General features: G+C 67.0%; 15 protein-coding genes. 10 read left to right on the top strand and 5 right to left on the bottom strand.

The window, feature by feature from the left end; all coding sequences use genetic code 11:
• Positions 1–104: 104 nt before the first annotated feature.
• Complete coding sequence (locus tag ACT3S6_RS06155) at positions 105–527, top strand: LexA family protein (RefSeq protein WP_443384055.1); 423 nt, start codon at positions 105–107, stop codon at positions 525–527.
• On the top strand, positions 520–1821 hold the full coding sequence (locus ACT3S6_RS06150) for a Y-family DNA polymerase (RefSeq protein WP_444554196.1): 1302 nt from the start codon (positions 520–522) through the stop codon (positions 1819–1821). Before ACT3S6_RS06155 ends, ACT3S6_RS06150 begins: the two co-directional genes overlap by 8 nt.
• 54 nt (positions 1822–1875) lie before the next feature.
• On the opposite strand, the gene ACT3S6_RS06145 is transcribed toward ACT3S6_RS06150, so the two are convergent.
• Positions 1876–2883, bottom strand: coding sequence for an NADP-dependent oxidoreductase (locus ACT3S6_RS06145; RefSeq protein ID WP_443384057.1), 1008 nt, complete (start codon positions 2881–2883; stop codon positions 1876–1878).
• A 142-nt stretch (positions 2884–3025) separates the two neighbouring features.
• On the opposite strand from ACT3S6_RS06145, the gene ACT3S6_RS06140 reads away from it, so the two are divergent.
• The 3 genes from ACT3S6_RS06140 to ACT3S6_RS06130 all read left to right on the top strand — a co-directional run bounded on the left by ACT3S6_RS06140 (position 3026) and on the right by ACT3S6_RS06130 (position 6405).
• The gene (locus ACT3S6_RS06140) at positions 3026–3649 is read left to right on the top strand and encodes a TetR/AcrR family transcriptional regulator (protein ID WP_443384058.1); all 624 of its coding nucleotides are present in this window, start codon (positions 3026–3028) and stop codon (positions 3647–3649) included.
• A 292-nt stretch (positions 3650–3941) separates the two neighbouring features.
• Complete coding sequence (locus tag ACT3S6_RS06135) at positions 3942–5144, top strand: thermonuclease family protein (RefSeq protein ID WP_443384059.1); 1203 nt, start codon at positions 3942–3944, stop codon at positions 5142–5144.
• An 82-nt stretch (positions 5145–5226) separates the two neighbouring features.
• Positions 5227–6405: a thermonuclease family protein gene (locus ACT3S6_RS06130; RefSeq protein WP_444554195.1), complete on the top strand. Its 1179-nt coding sequence runs from the start codon at positions 5227–5229 to the stop codon at positions 6403–6405.
• A gap of 66 nt (positions 6406–6471) precedes the next feature.
• Here the strand turns inward: ACT3S6_RS06130 and ACT3S6_RS06125 are convergent, their stop codons facing one another.
• On the bottom strand, positions 6472–7113 hold the full coding sequence (locus ACT3S6_RS06125) for a LysE family translocator (RefSeq protein ID WP_443384061.1): 642 nt from the start codon (positions 7111–7113) through the stop codon (positions 6472–6474).
• A 110-nt stretch (positions 7114–7223) separates the two neighbouring features.
• Between ACT3S6_RS06125 and ACT3S6_RS06120 the strand changes: the two genes are divergently transcribed.
• Positions 7224–7673 (top strand): Lrp/AsnC family transcriptional regulator, encoded by a 450-nt coding sequence (locus ACT3S6_RS06120; protein WP_443384062.1) that lies wholly within the window; start codon positions 7224–7226, stop codon positions 7671–7673.
• A 99-nt stretch (positions 7674–7772) separates the two neighbouring features.
• Positions 7773–8462, top strand: a complete 690-nt coding sequence (locus ACT3S6_RS06115; RefSeq protein WP_443384063.1) for a PepSY domain-containing protein — start codon at positions 7773–7775, stop codon at positions 8460–8462.
• An 84-nt stretch (positions 8463–8546) separates the two neighbouring features.
• Here ACT3S6_RS06115 and ACT3S6_RS06110 read toward each other — a convergent pair whose 3' ends face one another.
• Positions 8547–9446, bottom strand: a complete 900-nt coding sequence (locus ACT3S6_RS06110; RefSeq protein ID WP_443384064.1) for a LysR family transcriptional regulator — start codon at positions 9444–9446, stop codon at positions 8547–8549.
• 175 nt (positions 9447–9621) lie between these two features.
• On the opposite strand from ACT3S6_RS06110, the gene ACT3S6_RS06105 reads away from it, so the two are divergent.
• Genes ACT3S6_RS06105 through ACT3S6_RS06095 form a run of 3 tightly spaced genes read left to right on the top strand, consistent with a single transcriptional unit; the run spans position 9622 to position 12160 of the window.
• A complete protein-coding gene (locus ACT3S6_RS06105; RefSeq protein ID WP_443384065.1) occupies positions 9622–9750 on the top strand; it encodes a hypothetical protein in 129 nt (42 codons plus the stop codon).
• Complete coding sequence (locus ACT3S6_RS06100; protein WP_444554194.1) at positions 9747–11345, top strand: aldehyde dehydrogenase family protein; 1599 nt, start codon at positions 9747–9749, stop codon at positions 11343–11345. Before ACT3S6_RS06105 ends, ACT3S6_RS06100 begins: the two co-directional genes overlap by 4 nt.
• Positions 11342–12160 carry an enoyl-CoA hydratase/isomerase family protein gene (locus ACT3S6_RS06095; RefSeq protein ID WP_443384067.1) on the top strand — a complete coding sequence of 273 codons (819 nt, stop codon included), beginning with the start codon at positions 11342–11344 and terminating at the stop codon, positions 12158–12160. Before ACT3S6_RS06100 ends, ACT3S6_RS06095 begins: the two co-directional genes overlap by 4 nt.
• Before the next feature lie 111 nt (positions 12161–12271).
• Here ACT3S6_RS06095 and ACT3S6_RS06090 read toward each other — a convergent pair whose 3' ends face one another.
• Both ACT3S6_RS06090 and ACT3S6_RS06085 read right to left on the bottom strand, forming a co-directional pair.
• Positions 12272–15631 (bottom strand): S8 family serine peptidase, encoded by a 3360-nt coding sequence (locus ACT3S6_RS06090; RefSeq protein ID WP_444554193.1) that lies wholly within the window; start codon positions 15629–15631, stop codon positions 12272–12274.
• A gap of 443 nt (positions 15632–16074) precedes the next feature.
• On the bottom strand, positions 16075–16902 hold the full coding sequence (locus ACT3S6_RS06085) for a hydroxymethylpyrimidine/phosphomethylpyrimidine kinase (RefSeq protein ID WP_443384286.1): 828 nt from the start codon (positions 16900–16902) through the stop codon (positions 16075–16077).
• Positions 16903–16906: the final 4 nt, after the last annotated feature.

Below are 16906 nucleotides of genomic sequence, written 5' to 3'. Positions count from 1 at the left end.
TTTTTGGTGCCCGACGGCGGCTCGGGAACCGGGGCCGGTGATGCTACGCTGGTCATCGAAAGTTTGTTCTATTCCAGGGGGGTGTCGTGTTCGGTCAGGAGCCCGTGCATGTCCCGCCGCCCGGCACCTTCGGCGGGGATGAGGCCACCGGCGGGCCGACGGCGGAACGCCAGGCCAGCGGCTTCCCGTCCCCGGCCCGCGACTACTTCCACGGTGGGATCGACCTGAACCGGCATCTGATCCGCGATAGGACGTCCACGTTCATCATGCGTGTGGCGGGGAACTCGATGGCCGCCTCGGGCATCTGCGACGGGGACGAGGTGATCGTGGACCGCTCCCTTCCGGTGCGCGACGGCCGGGTCGTCATCGCCGTCCTGGAGGCCGAAATGGTCATCCGGCGCCTGGGCATCGACGCCGATGGGGTCTGGCTGCGCACCGACGACCCCGCGACCGGTCCGGTCATGGTCCGGGCGTTGGAGGACCTCACCGTCTGGGGCGTGGTCACCCGCTGCCTGCACCATGTCTGAGCCGGGTCCCGGACGCGGGCGCATGGCACTGGTGGACGTGAACAATTTCTATGTCTCCTGCGAGCGGGCCTTCGACCCGCGACTGGAAGGCCGTCCCGTCGTCGTGCTCTCGAACAACGACGGCTGCGTGGTCGCCCGGTCACCCGAAGCCAAGCAGCTCGGCATCAAGACCGGCACCCCGTGGTTCCAGGTCGCCGGGAGCGCGGAGGGCATGGGGCTGGTGGCCCGCTCCAGCAACTACGAGCTCTACGGTGACATGTCGTCCCGCGTGATGGAGGTCATCGGACGGTTCGGCGCCTGGCAGGAGGTCTACTCGATCGACGAGTCGTTCATCGGGCTACCGGGGGACGAATCGTCGCTGCGGGACAGCGCGCGCCGGATCCGGGAAGCGGTGTGGCGCAACGTCGGGGTCCCGGTCTGCGTGGGGGTCGCCCCGACCAAGATCCTAGCGAAGTTCGCCAACCACGTGGCCAAGCACAACCCCGGTCTGGGTGGGGTCTGTTCACTCGACAGCGTCCCGCCGGAGGAGATCCACCGCATCCAATCACGCGTCCCCGTCACCGGGCTGTGGGGTGTCGGGGCCAGGAACGGGCAACGCCTCAACGCCCTGGGCATCGAAACGATCGCCGATCTGCGGACGGCGGACCCGTTGGTGATCCGCAAGAAGTTCTCGGTGGTGCTGCAGCGCACCGTGCTTGAACTCAACGGCACACCGTGCATTCCCGAGGTCGAGGAGCGGGCGGACAAGGCGCAGATCATGTTCTCTCGTAGTTTCTCCACCCCGGTGACCACCGCCTCGGACATGGACCAGGTGATGGCGCTCTACGCCCAACGCGGGGCCGCGCGGATGGCTGCCGAGGGATTGCGGGCCACGATGCTCACCGTCAGTGCCGGGGTCAGCCGCTTTGCCGGATCCGCGGAAGCACCGGGGGCGAATCCGGTGGTGGGCGTGAGGTTGTCGGCGCCGACGCAGGATCCGATCGTGCTCACCCGGACCGCCGTCGCGGCGATGCGGGAACGGTTGGTCCCCGGGATGCGGTACGTGCGGGCCGGGGTGGTGCTCTCGGGCCTGGAGCCGGCGGATGGCCAGGCGGCTTTCGAGGCCTTCACGGCCGAGGGGGAGGAGCGCCGGATGGGGACGCTGCTCGGGGATGTGCGCGCCCGTTTCGGACAGGCGGCGATCGGGTTGGGCCATGCCGGGCTGGCCGAACCGGCGGCCTGGACGATGAAACGCGAATTCGCTTCGCCCCGCTACACCACCGAATGGTCCGACCTGCCCGTGGTCACCGCGTGAATCGGGCCCCGGCCTCCCCGCGGTGGGGAGGCCGGGGCCCCGGGATGGTGTCGGCTAGAGCTTGACGACCATCTTGCCGGTGTTGGCGCCGCGCATCAGGTCCAGGAACGCGTCGACCGCGTGATCCAGTCCCTCGACCACGGTCTCGTCGAAGACGAGCTCCCCGGCCGCCAGCCAGGCCCCTGCCTGTTCGGCGAAGGCCGGGAGGTGCTCGGTGTAGTTCCCGACCGTGAAGCCCTGCAGGCGCAGGCCCTTGGTGATCAGGTTGGCCATGTTCCGTGGGCCGGCCTCGGGCTCGGTGATGTTGTACTGCGAGATGGCCCCGCACAGGGCCACCCGTCCACCGGTCTTCAGGGTGCCGAGGGCTGCTTCGAGGTGCTCGCCGCCGACGTTGTCGAAGTAGACGTCGATGCCTTCGGGGGCGGCTGCTGCCAGCTGGCCGGCGATATCGCCGTCCTTGTAGTTGAAGGCGGTGTCGAACCCGTACTTGGAGGTCAGCAGTTCGATCTTCTCGGGGCTGCCCGCCGAACCGATGACCCGGGCCGCGCCCTTGAGCCGGGCGATCTGGCCGACCATCGTCCCCACGGCCCCGGCGGCACCGGAGACGAAGACGGTGTCACCTTCCTTCATGGAGGCGATCTCGAGCAGGCCGACCCAGGCGGTCAGGCCGGTCATGCCCAACGCGCCCAGGTAGACCGACGCCGGCAGGCCCGGCAGTTCCTGTACGGCGCGGAATCCTGCGGCAGGGCCCTGGGCGACATCCCGCCAGCCCAGGTCGTGCAGGACCAGGGTGCCTTCGGCCAGCGAATCGTCGCGGCTCTCGATGACGCGGCCGACGGCCCCGCCTCCCATGACCTCGCCGACGTTGAACGGGGGGATGTAGGATCCGGTGTTGTCGTTCATCCGGCCGCGCATGTAGGGGTCGACGGAGATGAAGTCGTTGGCGACCCGTACCTCGCCTTCGCCCAATGCCGGAAGATCGACGACGGCGGTGCGGAAGTTCTCGTGGTCGGGCCACCCGGTGGGGCGCTGGGCGAGCTGGATCTGTGTACTGGAAGTCATGGAATTGCTCCCTTGAAGTCGGTGGTATCGCTGACTGCGATAGGTCTATAATATTAGAACGATCGATACAAAATAAACATTTTGAGGCGAAGTTCACCCCGAGCGCAATGCCGGGGGATTCGACGGGGCCGGAAGGAGGCACATGGCACGGAGCAAGGCATTCGACGTGGATGAGGTCATCCAAGCGGCCCGGGACGTCTTCTGGGTCGCGGGTTACGATGCCGCGGCCATGCCCGAACTGGAGCGGGCCACGGGGTTGGGCCGCTCGAGCATCTACAACGCCTTCGGCTCCAAGCGGGGGCTCTTCGACGCGGCAGTGCAGAGCTATCTGGACCAGGTGGTCCGGCCCCGGCTCGAGGTCCTGGTCACGGCCCGGGACGGGGCCGCGGGGCTTGGCGCCTACTTCGATTCCCTGGCCGATGCCGTGTGCGGGGAAGTCGGCCCACAGCGCGGATGCCTGTTGCTCACCGCCTCATCGGGACGCAACAGCCGTGACGAAGCGGTGCGTACCGCCATGGAGGCCTACCGGGTCGAAGTGACCGGGGCCTTCGCTGCCGCCTTGCGCCGTGACCTGCCGGCGCCCGCCGTGGATCAGGCCCCGCCGGAGGGACCGGACGCCCAGGCCGAAACCCGGATCGACGAGCGGGCCCGTCTGCTCTTCGCCTTGTTGACCGCGGGGATGACCCTGGCGCGGATCAACCCCGTGGAGGCGGAAGCCACGCTGCGTTCGGCGGCCGCCTTCAGCACCCCGGCCCATGCCTCCTGAGGGCGGCGCACCATGCCGATGTGGGGTTGTCGGTCGATCCACGGTAAAATCCTTGTGGAATGTCATCCCGGCTGCGCCCCGCTCCGACGCCCGGGATGCGCGGAAACGGGGTCCAACCCCGCCCCTCCGCAACCATTAGCGCCATCGGCGCGCCTCGGACGATAGATCCGGGTGGCCCACCGGGCCGCCGTCGTACTTGTTGGGTGGCCTTGGCCTATCCCGGTCCGTGGTACTACATTCGGTAGTCCACGGCCCGTGGTCACACCACCCGCAACCCACTGGAGGCCAGCGCATGGTGGATCCATCGCTTTTGAACAACCGCCCCTTGAAGAGGGCCGCGGCCGTTGTCGTCGGAGTCTTCGTCGTCACGTCGTCGTTGGCCGGCTGCCGCATCAATTTCAAGGACAACCACGTCCCTGAATTCGGCGGGGTCGTCGTCCGGGTGCTCGACGGCGATACCTTCATCGCCGACGTCGACGGCAAGGAAAAGACGGTTGATCTGCTCAACGTCCTGGCCCCGGCCGCCGGCGATGATGCCGAATGCCTCGGTGACCAGGCCACCGAACACCTGAAGACGATGCTGCCGGAGGGCAAGAAGGTCCGTCTGGAATACGACGACGACATGCCTCCCAAGCGCAGGAAGAACATGGCGGCGGCGTTCTCCGCCGGCAACTTCGTCAACGCGGAGATGGCCAAGGCAGGATTTGCCGTCGCGGAAAAGCAAAGCCCCAACAACCCCTACTACGACCGCGTCCTGGAGGCCCAGGATTCCGCCCAGGAGCAGGGCAAGGGACTGTTCGACGGTTCCAAAAAATGCACCATCGCCGCCACGGTGGAACCGGCCATGAAGCGGATGCAGTCCGTGTCGAAGGCCCCGCCGAGCAGCATCGAATCCGCCGAGGACATGATCGACGACCTGAAATCGGTGCTCAAGGACGGCGAATCGGCCAAGGAATCGCTGACCGGCATGGACGTCAAGGAAGGTACCGCGCAGGCCGTGGTCTATGCCTCCGAGAAGGCCCGGTGGGAAAAGGAGATCTCCGGAACCGTCAGCGCGGCGAAGAAGCGCCTGGGTGAAGTCGAAGGCGTCCACACCAAGCTGGTGGCCAAGAAGAAGGCCGAGGACAAGAAGAAGAAGGAAGAAGCCAAACTCGCTGCCGAACGACGCGCGGCCGAGCAGAAGGCCGCCGCAGAACGCGCCGCCGCGGAACAGCGGGCTGCCGAGCAGCGGGCCGCCCAGGAGCGTGCGGCCGCGTCGCAGAAGGCCAAGGCAGACGCTGAAAAGAGCAAGGCGGCGGAGAAGAGCAAGGCCGCCGAGAAGAGCAAGGCCGCCGAAAAGAGCAAGGCCGCCGAAAAGAGCAAGGCGGCCGAGAAGAAGGCCGAGCAGAAAAAGAAGGCCGAACAGAAGAAGAAGGAAGAAGCCAAGAAGAAGAAGGAAAAAGAGAAGAAGCACGGCAGGAGCCATGACGGGGGCGGCAAGAACAAGAAGCCGTGATCGGTCGCACCGGGGTTATGCTTTGAACCATTCGAAGCGTGCGGGCAATCCTGGGGGGAGACCAATGTCGGTCCGGAATCCGGTGACCCCGTCGCCATGGCGGAAGAGCCCGCGGTTCGTCGTGGCTGCCGTGGCGGTCGCCGTTGCCCTGTCGGGCTGCACCTCCGGCGGGTCGGCGGCGGTGGACACCCCGTCCAGCTCCGGGGCGGATGCCACCGTGGTCCGGGTGGTCGACGGCGATACCCTCGTGGCCTCACTCGACGGAACCGTGGAGACCATCCGACTGCTGAACGTCGACACCCCCGAGACCAAGAAGCCCAACACCCCGGTGCAGTGCCTGGGCCCCGAGGCCACCGAGTATCTGCGCCAGCGGCTTCCTGCCGGAACCGGGGTCCACCTCGAGTACGACGTCGAACGTACCGATCGCTACGATCGCACCCTGGCCGGCGTCTATCTGGACGGGGACCTGGTCAATGCGGACATCGCCCGCGAAGGCCTGGGGGTGGCCGTCCTGTTCGAGCCCAACCACCGCTTCCACGACGAGGTCCTCGCGGCCCAACAGGAAGCGCTCGAGGAGGAAACGGGACTTTTTAGTGCAACGGTCGAATGCACCGTTCCCGCTCAGATCGAATCGGCCATCGACCAGCTGGCAACGGTTCCGACGGCGACCGCGCAAACCTCTGCCGAGGCCTCGGGGCTCCTGTCCGGTGCGGCAACGGCCCTTGCTGCGGGAAAGGCGGCCGATCTGCTGCTGGGCCGGACCGATGACTCCGGAGACGCGGTCCGTGCCGTCGTTGGTTCCGTGGTGGCCGGGAAACTGGCTCCGCGGCTATCCAAGGCCACGGCGGCAGCCACCCGGCAGGAGGGCATCCTGAAGGAACGCCGGCAGCTGCTGGTGACCCGGGAACACGAAGCCGCCGTGAAGGCCAAGGCCAAAGCCGAAGCACGGAAGAAGACCGAGGCCAAGGCAGCGGCGGTTGCCGCGCAACAGGCCGCTGCGGCGAGCCGGGCTGCCGCCGCGGAGGCAGCCCGGCAGGAGAAGGCCCGGATCGCCGAACGACAACGGGTGGCCCGCCAGGCTGCCCAGGCCAAGGAAGCCCGCGAGGCAGCGAAGCGGAGAACGCGGAAGGCGCCGGCGCAGGCTCCTGCTGCGCCTCCGGCCACCAGGAAGGTGCCGAAGAAGACCGGCACCCCCTATCCGGGATATACCGGACCTCGTTGCTACGCGCCCGGTGGCAGGACCTGGAAGCCCTGCCCCTGAGCCGTCGCTCACGACGGAACCCGCCGGGCCTCGGCGCCCTTGGACGAAGCCGGGCGGAACCCGCGGCTAGCCGGCCGTGAGGTTGATGACCTGCTCGCCGAGCAACAAGGCGCCCAGGCCCAGCATGATCACGCCACTGGAGAGCGTGACGATGCGGGCTGCTGCCGGGCGGCTGGCCAGCAGACGGCGGGCGCCGAGGGCGACGCCGGTGTAGACGACGGCGGAAACCAGGATATGGGAGATCCCCAGGATGCCGGTTTGCACCGGCGCCGGCAGCCCGGCATTCAAATCGATGAATTGCGGGATGAGGGCCAGATAGAGCAACAGGGCCTTGGGGTTGGTTCCGCTGGTGCCCAGCCCGCGCAGGAAGCTGCTGCCGTTCCCGGGCGGGGGCTGGGCCCCCTCGGCGGCACTGGTGTAGCCGGCGTCGCGCCAGGAGCGGGTGGTCGAGACACCGAGCCAGATCAAATAGGCGGCACCGACAAGCGTCAGGGCGGCCAGCAACTGGGGCAGGGCAATGACCAATGCCGCAAGACCAGCGACGATGAGCAGGGTGTGGACCATGAACCCGCTGAGCAGGCCACCCACGGCAGGGGCGATCCTTCGCCCGCTGAGTCCGGAGGAAATCGCATACGCCCAGTCGGCGCCCGGCGTCAGGGCCAGGGCGACGGACATGGCGGCGAATCCGAGGATCAGATGTGGGTCCATGAGGCGCTCCTGGTGGTCGTGTTGCTCTTCGGGGAAAGCTTAGGAAACTCCGCCCCAAAAGTGCTTACCGTTTTTCGAGGAAACGACGCGCCTCACGGTAAGGTTCTTGCGTGATTGACGATATAGATAGAAATATTTTGCGCCTGCTTCAACAGGATGGTCGGATGACCGTCACGGCCCTGGCCGCGGAAGTGGGTCTGACCGTCGCCCCTTGTCACCGTCGACTTCGTGACCTTGAAGCCGCCGGAGTCGTTTCGGGCTACCGGGCGATCCTCGACGCGCCCCGGATCGGGCTGGGCTTCCAGGCCCTGGTGTTCGTCACCCTGAAGGATCGGCAGAACATGTATGCCTTCGAGGACGAGGTGGCATCCATCCCGGAAATCGTTGAGGGCTCACGACTATTCGGGGAACCTGACTTCCTGCTCAAGGTCATGGCCACCGACCTCTCCAGCTACCAGCAGTTCTATGACGAGGTCCTGGTGGGGCTGGCCGGAGTGGAGAAGCTGACCTCGACGATCGTGATGAAGAGCCTGAAGGGGGCGGGGGAACTTCCGGTCTAAGGGTGGCCAGGGGATCCGGCCGCGAGCGAAATGACTGGACGTTGGTCGACGGGCGGCGTAGTTTGGCCGGTTCAAGCACGTTGAGTATTGGAGGGCGAAATGTCCAAGGATCTTGAGAGCATTCAGGCCGGAGCGCCACGCACCACGGCACGGCTTCGGGGCCCCCGGCAGCTCGTCGCAGTCTCGGCCGTCACCATGCTCGCACTGGCCGGTTGTTCCGGTGGTGGCTCCGGAGATGACGGTTCCGCCGCACCCAGCCCGGAAGCGGAGTCCTCCAGCCAGCCGGCCATGTCCCCATCCTCGGACGCCGGCAATGAAGCGGGCGCTTCGGGCAGCAGCACCGACAGCGAGGGCATCTCCTTGGAGGACGCCGGCGACGCCGCCCTCGAGGAAGTCTCCGACAGTACGGTGATATCGATTGAAACCGAGGAGAACGGGACCCGGTGGGAAGTCCAGGTCGTGACCTCCGATGGCACCGAACACGAAGTCGACATCTCCGCCGACGACGGCAGCGTGATCGGCTCGCCTTCCACGGAAGACGACGACGAGCAGGATCGGCAAAAGCACCAGGATCGGGTCGACGCCGCCAAGGTTGACTTCAAGGAGGCTGCCGCGAAGTTCCGCGATGCCGTCCCGGATGCCCGCATCACCGAACTCGGCCTCGATGACGAGCACGGCACGACCGTCTGGGAAGGCGATTTGATCGACGACGCCGGCGCCAAGCACGAGGTGCAGATCGATGCCGGTAGCGGGGACGTCCTGACGAACTCCAAGGATGCGGACGACTAACCCGGTACCACTGCCGGATGGACACCCGCCCCCCGGAGGCGGCGGCGTCATGAAGGGCCCTGCCGCGCTGACCCCGGGGGAGGGTCAGGACCGGAGCGCCTGGCGACGGCCCCGGGTCTCTGTCAGGAGCGCCTCGACGACCGCCTTCACGCCGGGCGAGCGCAGCGACTCCGTACGGGCCACCGCCGAGTAGGTGATGCCCCGTTCGAAGTCATCGGCCAGGACCGGAACGAACCCCGGGTCCTGGTGGACCACGTAGGAAGGCAGCATGCCGATGCCCCCGCCGGCGCGCACCGCCTGCAGCTGGGCGAAGATGCTGGTGGCCTGGAAGGCCGCCGCCGGGACCGGTAGCCCGGAGGAGCGGTAGTCCAGCTCCGCGACCTGCAGCTCCGAATCGACGTAGGAGACGAAACGGTGCCGGGCCAGGTCCGTCAGGGTCGCCGGTTCTCCGGCGTCGTGCAGGTACGCGGGGCTGGCGAACAACCGGAGGAAGTATCTGGTGAGGACCATGACTTCGGCCCGCGAATCCTCCACCCGCCCGGCGACGACCTCCAGATCGACCCCCGAACGGTTGCGGCTGGCCCGACGGGTGGCACTGAGCAGTTCGACCTTCAGCCGCGGGTGCTCCTGCTGGAGTCGGGCGATCGCCGGTGCGGCGATATAAGCACCGAAGGCATCGGAGGCATGGACGCGCACGACGCCGGACACCTCCTCCCCGCGCTGGCTGACCGCCGATTTGAGCTCCGTCAGGCTCGACTCGATCGATTCCGCGGCCCGGAGCGCATGGTGCCCCAGATCGGTCAGCTCCCACCCGGTGGAGGTCCGATCCAGGGTCCGGCCATCCAGTTGCCGGTCCAGGGCGGCGATGCGGCGGGACACCGTGGTGTGTGTGGTCTCCAGGGCCTCGGCCACCGCGGTGAAGCGACCCAACCGCGCGACCGTCAGCAGGATCAGCAGGTCATCGGGGCTGGGGGATCTGTTCATGGGGGCTCGTATCCATCGGGTATGTGCATATCTGCACAACGCTTATGCCTTTTTGGTGCTTGAGTGCACCGTAGCAGCATGTGATGCTGGTCATGGGCGGGGGACTCTCTCCGCATCACCGCTGACAGGCAGGCAGGCCAACACCGAGCGGGTGCTGACCGAACAGGTCTCGTCAATGTCCGAGACTCTGATGCAGGATGGGACGCAGGGGTTGGACTGTTCGGCGATCGTCCAGCTCGTCGACGGGACCCATCACGACACAACCGGCGATAACGACACATCGACCATCGGAGGCGCAGCATGAGCCAGAACACCACCCCGCCCACCACGAACGGCCCCGCCGGCACCGACCCCCAGGCGGCTGCCCGCGCGGCCACGAACGAGGCCGCCGGCACCTCCGTGGAGGCCTCGCGCTCCACGGGCGCCGACATCCTGGACTGGCCGCAGTGGATCGACGGGGAGCGCGTGGACTCGGTCTCCGGGCAGTGGCGCGACGTCACCAACCCGGCCTTGCGTGATTCGGTCATCGCCCGGGTGCCCGCCTCCACCGTGGACGACGTCGAACGCGTGGTGGGTGCCGCACGCCGGGCATTCGGGGGATGGGCCGCCCAGCACTTCACCAGGCGGGCCCGCCCGCTGGCACTGATCGCCGATGACATCGAGGCGGAGACCGAGGAATTCGCCCGGCTGACCGCCCTGGACACCGGCAATGCGATCCGCACCCAGGCCCGTCCCGAAGTCGCTTCCCTGGTCTCCCTCTTCCGCTACTTCTCCGGCGTGGCCGGCGAATCCAAGGGCACCACCCTGCCCGCAGGCGATGACCAGCTGCAATACACCCGGCGCGAACCGCTGGGGGTCGTCGCCGCGATCCTGCCGTGGAACTCGCCGCTGATGATCGCCGGCTTCAAGATCCCGGCGGCCCTGGCCGCCGGGAACACCGTGATCCTCAAGGCCGCCGACGACGCCCCGCTGACGATCCTGAAACTGGCCGAGGTCTGCAACCGGCACCTGCCCGCCGGTGTGCTCAATGCGCTGACCGGTCGCGGGGCGGTCATCGGCGACGCGCTGGCCAAACATCCGGGGGTGGACAAGGTCTCCTTCACCGGATCCACCGAAGTCGGCCGCGGCGTCGCCGCCCAGGCCGGGGAACGGTTGGCCCACATGTCCATGGAGCTCGGCGGCAAGAACCCCTCGATCGTCTTCCCCGATGCCGTGGACGACCAGCTGGTGGACCAGCTGTTGCTCGCCTCGCGGTTCGCCCGCCAGGGCCAGAGCTGCACGGCCGGATCGCGGCTGTTCATCCACCGGGAGGTGTACGACGAGGTGCTCTCCGAACTGGTGCCGCGACTGGGCGCCATGAAGGTCGGGGACCCGCTGGAGGAAGCCAGCGACATGGGTGCGGTCATCAACGCCAAACAGCATGCCGGGATCACGGGGTACCTCGACGAGGGCCGCTCGATGGGCGGGTTGGAAACGCTCCTGGGCGGCAGCGCCCCCACCGAAGGTGAACTGACCCGTGGTTTCTACCATGTGCCCACCGTCTTCGGCGGGGGACGCAACGACTTCCGGCTGGCCCGTGAAGAGATCTTCGGGCCGGTGCTCATGGCCATCCCCTTCGACACCCGCGAGGAAGTCATCGAAATGGCCAACGACACCCACTTCGGGCTGGCCGCCTATGTCTTCAGCCACGATCTGGACCGCGCCCTGGACACCGCACATTCGCTGCAGGCCGGCTGGGTCCAGGTCAACCAGGGCGGAGGCCAGGTCGTCGGACAGACCTACGGCGGGTATAAGCAGTCGGGCATGGGACGCGAGGTCTCGTTGGAGGGCATGCTCGAAGGCTTCACCCAGACCAAGCAGATCAACGTGAAGCTGCGCCCGTCCAGCACCAGGTCATGAAGACCCCCGAGAAGGCCGCGGCGCCGAGCGGTCCAGGGATCACCGTCGGCGTCGAGGCAGGGGTCGGCACGATCACGCTGGTCAACCCCACCAAGCGCAACGCCCTGACCCGGGGCATGTGCCAGGACATCGCCGCCGCGGCGGCCGATCTGGATGACCGCCCCGATGTGGATGTGGTCGCCGTACGAGGGACCGGGGGAACCTTCAGCGCCGGGGTGTTCATCGGGGAGCTGCGCGACGTCATCCTGGACCAGGACGGCAGGACCGACCACCTCACCGCCGCGGACCAGGCACTCGCCCGGGTCGGCAAGCCGACCATCGCCGTCGTCCAGGGCCACTGCATGGGTGGGGGATGGCAGCTGGCCTCGGCCTGCGATTTCATTTTCGCCTCCACCGACGCCTCCTTCGGGATCACCCCCGCCAAACTGGGGATCATCTACCCGCGGGCCGGCATCGACCGCCTGGTGCGGCTGCTGGGCCCGGCCACGGCGAAATACGTGCTGATGAGCGCCCGGACGTTCGGGGCCCCGCGGGCCCGGGAGATGGGACTGGTCGCCGAGGTCGTACCCGCCGACGGGTTCGAGGACTCCGTCAGGGAGCTGTTCACCGAGCTCACCGCACGGTCGCGGTACTCGATGCTCACCACCAAGGAGCTCATCGACCGGGCCACCGACCCGGCCACGGACCCGGCGGAGCTGGCCGGTGCCTGGGAGACGGCCTGGACGGAAATGGCCGCCGGGCCCGATATCGACGAGGGGGTGGCCGCGTTCCTGGAACGCCGGGACCCGGACTTCGGCTGGAGGCCCGGCCGCTGAGCTGTCCCCGGCAGGCAACGCGGGTCGGCCGGATCCAACGCAACACAGCAGGTGCTCATGAAGGAGGGGCCGGCGGATCGAAATCCGCCGGCCCCTGCTTTCATGTAGCCGTTACTTCTTGGTGAAGGTCACGACCTGGGCCTTCTTGCCCGTCTTGTTGTGCAGGTGCAGGAACAAGCCCTCTTCCTGGTTGGCCTTCTTCTTCGCCATCATCCGCTTCTTCGGGAAGGCGTTGGAGTAGTCCTGGACGTGTGCCGTGAGCTTCTGGCCCGGCAGGTCGGCAAAGGCCGTCCCGGTTCCGGCGCCCTCGAACCACAGATCCGGATCGACCGCGTTGTAGGCGATCCAGTCGGTGGTGTCGACCGGGACCTGGGCCCCGGACTCATCGGCGTTGTACTGGCTCCACGTGCTGACCCGGTACTGGACCTGGCCCGAAGAATCCTCGGACACCCCGAGGGCATCCAACGAAACCGGCAGGCTCACGGCACTGGTGTCGAACGTGTTGGAGTCCGTCTCACCGGTCAGGCCGTTGGTCGGCCAGAGGTCGACCTGCTCACCGGTCTTCAGGTCCTGCGTTGCCGCCAGATCGAGATCGAGGCCATCGACGTTGGTGTTGAACGTGACGAAGTCGGGCTTGCCGTCCCCGTTGGTGTCGATTTCCACGTTGATCTCCGTCCCGCCGGCCAGGTGGGCCCAGTTGCCGTAGGTGCTGATACCGAAGTTCAGCAGACCGTCGGAGACCCCGTTGGTCGGGGCATCGGAGGCGGCACCGACATACTGCAGATCCATGGCGCGGGCGCCCGGGATCTCGTCGATGGCCTTGGGCAGCTTCTTGCTGGTGGCACCGAGCTCGAACGCCGAGACCAGGGACAGGACGCGCTCGTCACCGTTGCCGGTGAGCAGGCCCTTGCCCTTGAGCTTCACCGGGGCGGTGACCTTGCCCTTCTTGGTCTTGATGTTGTTGCCCTTCACCCGCATGTTGCTGGACGCCTTGGGCGCGGCTTGGACGGGAACGCGCAGTGCCGGCTGGCCCTTGGCGCGCAGTTCGATGCGACCGGTGGCGTCGGCGAGGTACTGGCGGTTCAGGCCCAGCTGCTGCTTCTCCATGGTCGGATCCATGGTCTTGGCGAACTTCTGGGGCTTGATCGTCAGGGTGACCTTGACCTTCTTGGACTTGCCCGGCTGGATGCTGACCTTATCGGTGCTCAGTGAATACGAAGCGCCGGGGATCGTGGTCGAGGGCACGTAGTCCAGACGGTAGTGCTGGGTCCACTTGGAGGTGTTCTGCACGGTGATCGAGCTGGTCTTCTTGATCTTCTTCTTGCCCATCTCCACGACGCCGAACGAGAGCGTCGTCAGATCCGGGGCATCCGTGGCGAACGCGTAGGCGGGGGTCTTGATCGCCGCATCGGCGATCACCCGACCGGAGCCGACGCGGTTCGGACCAAAAGTCTCGCCGTTATCGGCGGTGACGTCGGCCGTGGCCGTGTTCATCACCATCGACTTGACCTGGTAGGCGCTGTAGTTGCCGGAGCCGGCCACCAGGGCGGCGATGCCCGCGGTCAGCGGGGTGGACATCGAGGTGCCGGTCATCACGGCCGGGCCGTTTCCGGTACCCACGCCTGCCGAGCCGATGAGCGTGCCCGGTGCGGCGACGTCGGGCTTGACGACGCCGTTTGAACCGTGGACCCCGCGAGAGGAGCTGGAGTTCAAGGTGTCCAAGGCACCGGATTCGCCGGAGGCGGTTCCGATGAGGTCCTTGTCGAGCTCGAGCTTCAGCGTGCCGGCTTCGGCGGCCGGACGCAGCTTCTCGGAGTAGTCCTTATTGAGCTGCATGCCCGGGATCTTGTCGTTGCCGGCAATACCGGCGTCGAACACGCTGCGCGGTGAATCCAGGACGACGCCGGCGCCGCCGGCGGCCTCGATGTTGTTGAAGCGTGCTGCCGAACCGCAGGGGAAGTCGCCGTCTTCCTCCCACTGGATCCAGACCCACTTGCCGTCGAAGTCGGTGTCGGCCGGGAAGGCGTCGCAACCGAACTTATTCGAGGGGTCGGCCATGACGACTTCACCGGTGAGCTGCTCCTTGGAGGCATCGGTGTAGTCGAAGCTGGCCGAATACTGTCCGGCGGCGGTGCCGGCCACGTCATCGGGGGTCAGGACGTTGGCCCCGTCGAGGGTGATCTTCGAGCCCACCGTGTTGGCCACGGTCAGCGAGGAGCGGGCGTTGCCCGGTGAGCCGCCGACGTCGGTCACGTCACCGGCGTTGCCGGAGGCGACGACCGAGAGGATCCCCAGTTCCGCCAGTGCATCGACGATGTCGTTCTCCGGATCGTCCACGGGGGAGTGGTCCGAGCCGAGGGACATGTTCACGATCTGGGCGCGGTCGCTGAAGTCGCCGTCGCCGTTGGGGTCCAGGACGTAGTCCAGGGCCTGGCCCACCACGGAGGAGGATCCTCCGCAGCCGAAGACGCGGATGCCCACGAGCTGGGCCTCCGGGGCCGAGCCGGGGCCGATCTTCATCGAGGAGACGCCCTTGGCATCGAGCGTGGAGTAGTCCCCGTCGAACGTCCCGCCCTCGGCGTCCACCCCGTAGCCGGCGGCACTGCCGGAAACGTGGGTGCCGTGCCCTGCCGCCTGGCAGTCCAGCGGGTTGGCGTCCGGCTTCGGGACTGGCTGGTAGGTCGGGGAGGAGGGATCGGCGTTGTAGTCGTCACCGACCAGGTCCCAACCGCCGATGAACTTATCCGGATCGATCAGCCCCGAGTCGGGGCCGGGCAGGTCGTCGGAGGCCTGTGCCTTCTTATAGGCCTCCACGGTGCCGGGACCACCGAAGTCCGCATGCGTGTAGTCGACGCCGGTGTCGAGCACGGCGATGGTGACCCCGTCGCCGGTCTGGTCCAGACCCGACCAGGCGTTGAGTGCCTTGGTGTCGATGACCGAGCCCTTGTTGGTCGGGGACTTCGGCACGATCGCGGTGATCTTCACGACGTCGGAACGTTTGGACAGGGCGCGCAGGGCGTCGGCGTCCCCGCGCAGGGCGACGCCGGGAAGGGCGTTCGTGGTGGTGTAGACGACCTTCGATTTGGAGGCCTTCGCCGCGGAGGCACCCTGCGACTCGATGTTCTTGCGGATCTGCTTGACCTTGGTCTTGTTCTTGACCGGGGCCGACTTGCTGCGGGCCACGTTCGAGGGCTGGGTGGCCGCGAAGGCGCCTTCGCCACTGAACTGGACGTAGGCGGTGACCTCGCCCTTCTTGCTGACCATGGGCCCTGAAACCTTCAGGTCCTGCAGCGTTTTGATGTCCTGTTGATCCAATGAGGAACCCCCGAAGGCCTCTGCTTGGCTTCCGGGGGTTGAATTGATGTCTTTCGGTGCGGCATTGGCGGGAACCGACATGGTGGCGGCCAGGGCCAAGCCTGAGACCGCAGCCACGACGGAACGGGCCAGCCGTGGCCGATGCGAGTGATTCATGATGCTCCTTGTAACCGATTGGGCGGTTTCGGGGCACCGATGGGGCTGTTACCCCGGAGCGCCCCACGCCATAGCCTAAGTGAGTGTCGTCACAAGTCAAGGAGTTGCTTTAGAGTTTCCATCGCGCCGGAACGGCGCTGTTGGCGCGGTTTTGGTGTCAAAAAAGAGCGGGTGCGCGAGCGGCTCGGGCAGGCCCTTGCTGCTACCGGATGGTAGTCGGGGCGGGGCTATGACACCCCAGATCTCGGCAGGTCGGCACTGGAGGGTCCGAGGGCTGGTCGCCGCAAACTTTCAATGAGTCGGTGTCACGAAACCACACGAAGTGTGGACTTCCGCGGAAAGTGTTCACTGGAGGGACCTCGAGGACCGGTGCGGCCGCCAAAAAAGTCGTGGCGACGACCCCTCGATGAGGTGTCGTCGCCACGACCGTGCCGCGGGGCCGGTCAGGCGGTGATGCCTCCCTGCCAGAGGGCGTCGAACGGCGCGTGGGAGGCCATCCGGTGTTCGATACCTGCGGTGACGAAGGTCTTGGCGGCCCGGGCGGCTTCCAGCGGGGTGGCCCCCTTGGCCAGCTCGGCGGTGACGGCGGCAGCCAGCGAGCATCCGGCACCGGAAACGGCGACTTCGCCGATCTTGGGGGTGGACAGGACCTCGGTGGTCGTCCCGTCGTGGAATACGTCGACGGCGTCGCTGCCGGCCAGGCGGATTCCGCCCTTGGCCAGGACCGCGGCACCACTGGCCTCGTGGATGATGCGGGCGGCACGCTCGAGGTCCTCGACGCTGTCGATGGTGATGCCCGACAGGGATTCGGCCTCGAAATGGTTCGGGGTCACGAAGGTGGCCAGCGGCAGCAACGTGGATTTCAGTGCCTGGTCGGTATCCAGGGCATGTCCGGGCTCCTGGCCCTTGCAGATCAAGACGGGATCGAGCACGACGTTCTTCCACTGCTGGGCCCGCAGTGCGGTCGCGACCGTGTCGATCGTGGTCGGGCTGCCCATCATGCCCAGCTTCACCGTATCGAGCTGACCGGAATAGCAGGTCTGGATGGCCTCGAGCTGGTCGGCGATCACCTGGGGCTCCACGGGAACGAAACGGTGATCCCACCCCTGTTTCGGGTCGAAGGAGACGATGCAGGTCAGGGCCGTGATCCCGAAGGTTCCCAGCTGCTGGAAGGTCTTCAGGTCGGCCTGTGCCCCTGCCCCGCCGGTGGCTTCGGAACCGGCGATGGTCAGCGTGATGGCCGGGGAGGAATGCTGTTGCGTGGAAGTCATGCTC

It is taken from the genome of Arthrobacter sp. AOP36-C1-22 (assembly GCF_052377515.1).
Taxonomy (GTDB): Bacteria; Actinomycetota; Actinomycetes; order Actinomycetales; family Micrococcaceae; genus Arthrobacter_H.
The sequence above is the reverse complement of the archived record's forward strand: the minus strand, read 5'-3'. Positions and strand labels throughout refer to the sequence as shown.

Excerpts from the sequence above, each read along its gene's own strand:
- ACT3S6_RS06090 (WP_444554193.1), bottom strand. The coding sequence starts at position 15,631 with ATGAATCACTCGCATCGGCCACGGCTGGCCCGTTCCGTCGTGGCTGCG.
- ACT3S6_RS06140 (WP_443384058.1), top strand. The coding sequence starts at position 3,026 with ATGGCACGGAGCAAGGCATTCGACGTGGATGAGGTCATCCAAGCGGCC.
- ACT3S6_RS06125 (WP_443384061.1), bottom strand. The coding sequence starts at position 7,113 with ATGGACCCACATCTGATCCTCGGATTCGCCGCCATGTCCGTCGCCCTG.
- ACT3S6_RS06105 (WP_443384065.1), top strand. The coding sequence starts at position 9,622 with ATGTCCGAGACTCTGATGCAGGATGGGACGCAGGGGTTGGACTGTTCG.
- ACT3S6_RS06135 (WP_443384059.1), top strand. The coding sequence starts at position 3,942 with ATGGTGGATCCATCGCTTTTGAACAACCGCCCCTTGAAGAGGGCCGCG.
- ACT3S6_RS06115 (WP_443384063.1), top strand. The coding sequence starts at position 7,773 with ATGTCCAAGGATCTTGAGAGCATTCAGGCCGGAGCGCCACGCACCACG.
- ACT3S6_RS06085 (WP_443384286.1), bottom strand. The coding sequence starts at position 16,902 with ATGACTTCCACGCAACAGCATTCCTCCCCGGCCATCACGCTGACCATC.
- ACT3S6_RS06110 (WP_443384064.1), bottom strand. The coding sequence starts at position 9,446 with ATGAACAGATCCCCCAGCCCCGATGACCTGCTGATCCTGCTGACGGTC.
- ACT3S6_RS06095 (WP_443384067.1), top strand. The coding sequence starts at position 11,342 with ATGAAGACCCCCGAGAAGGCCGCGGCGCCGAGCGGTCCAGGGATCACC.
- ACT3S6_RS06100 (WP_444554194.1), top strand. The coding sequence starts at position 9,747 with ATGAGCCAGAACACCACCCCGCCCACCACGAACGGCCCCGCCGGCACC.
- ACT3S6_RS06145 (WP_443384057.1), bottom strand. The coding sequence starts at position 2,883 with ATGACTTCCAGTACACAGATCCAGCTCGCCCAGCGCCCCACCGGGTGG.
- ACT3S6_RS06150 (WP_444554196.1), top strand. The coding sequence starts at position 520 with ATGTCTGAGCCGGGTCCCGGACGCGGGCGCATGGCACTGGTGGACGTG.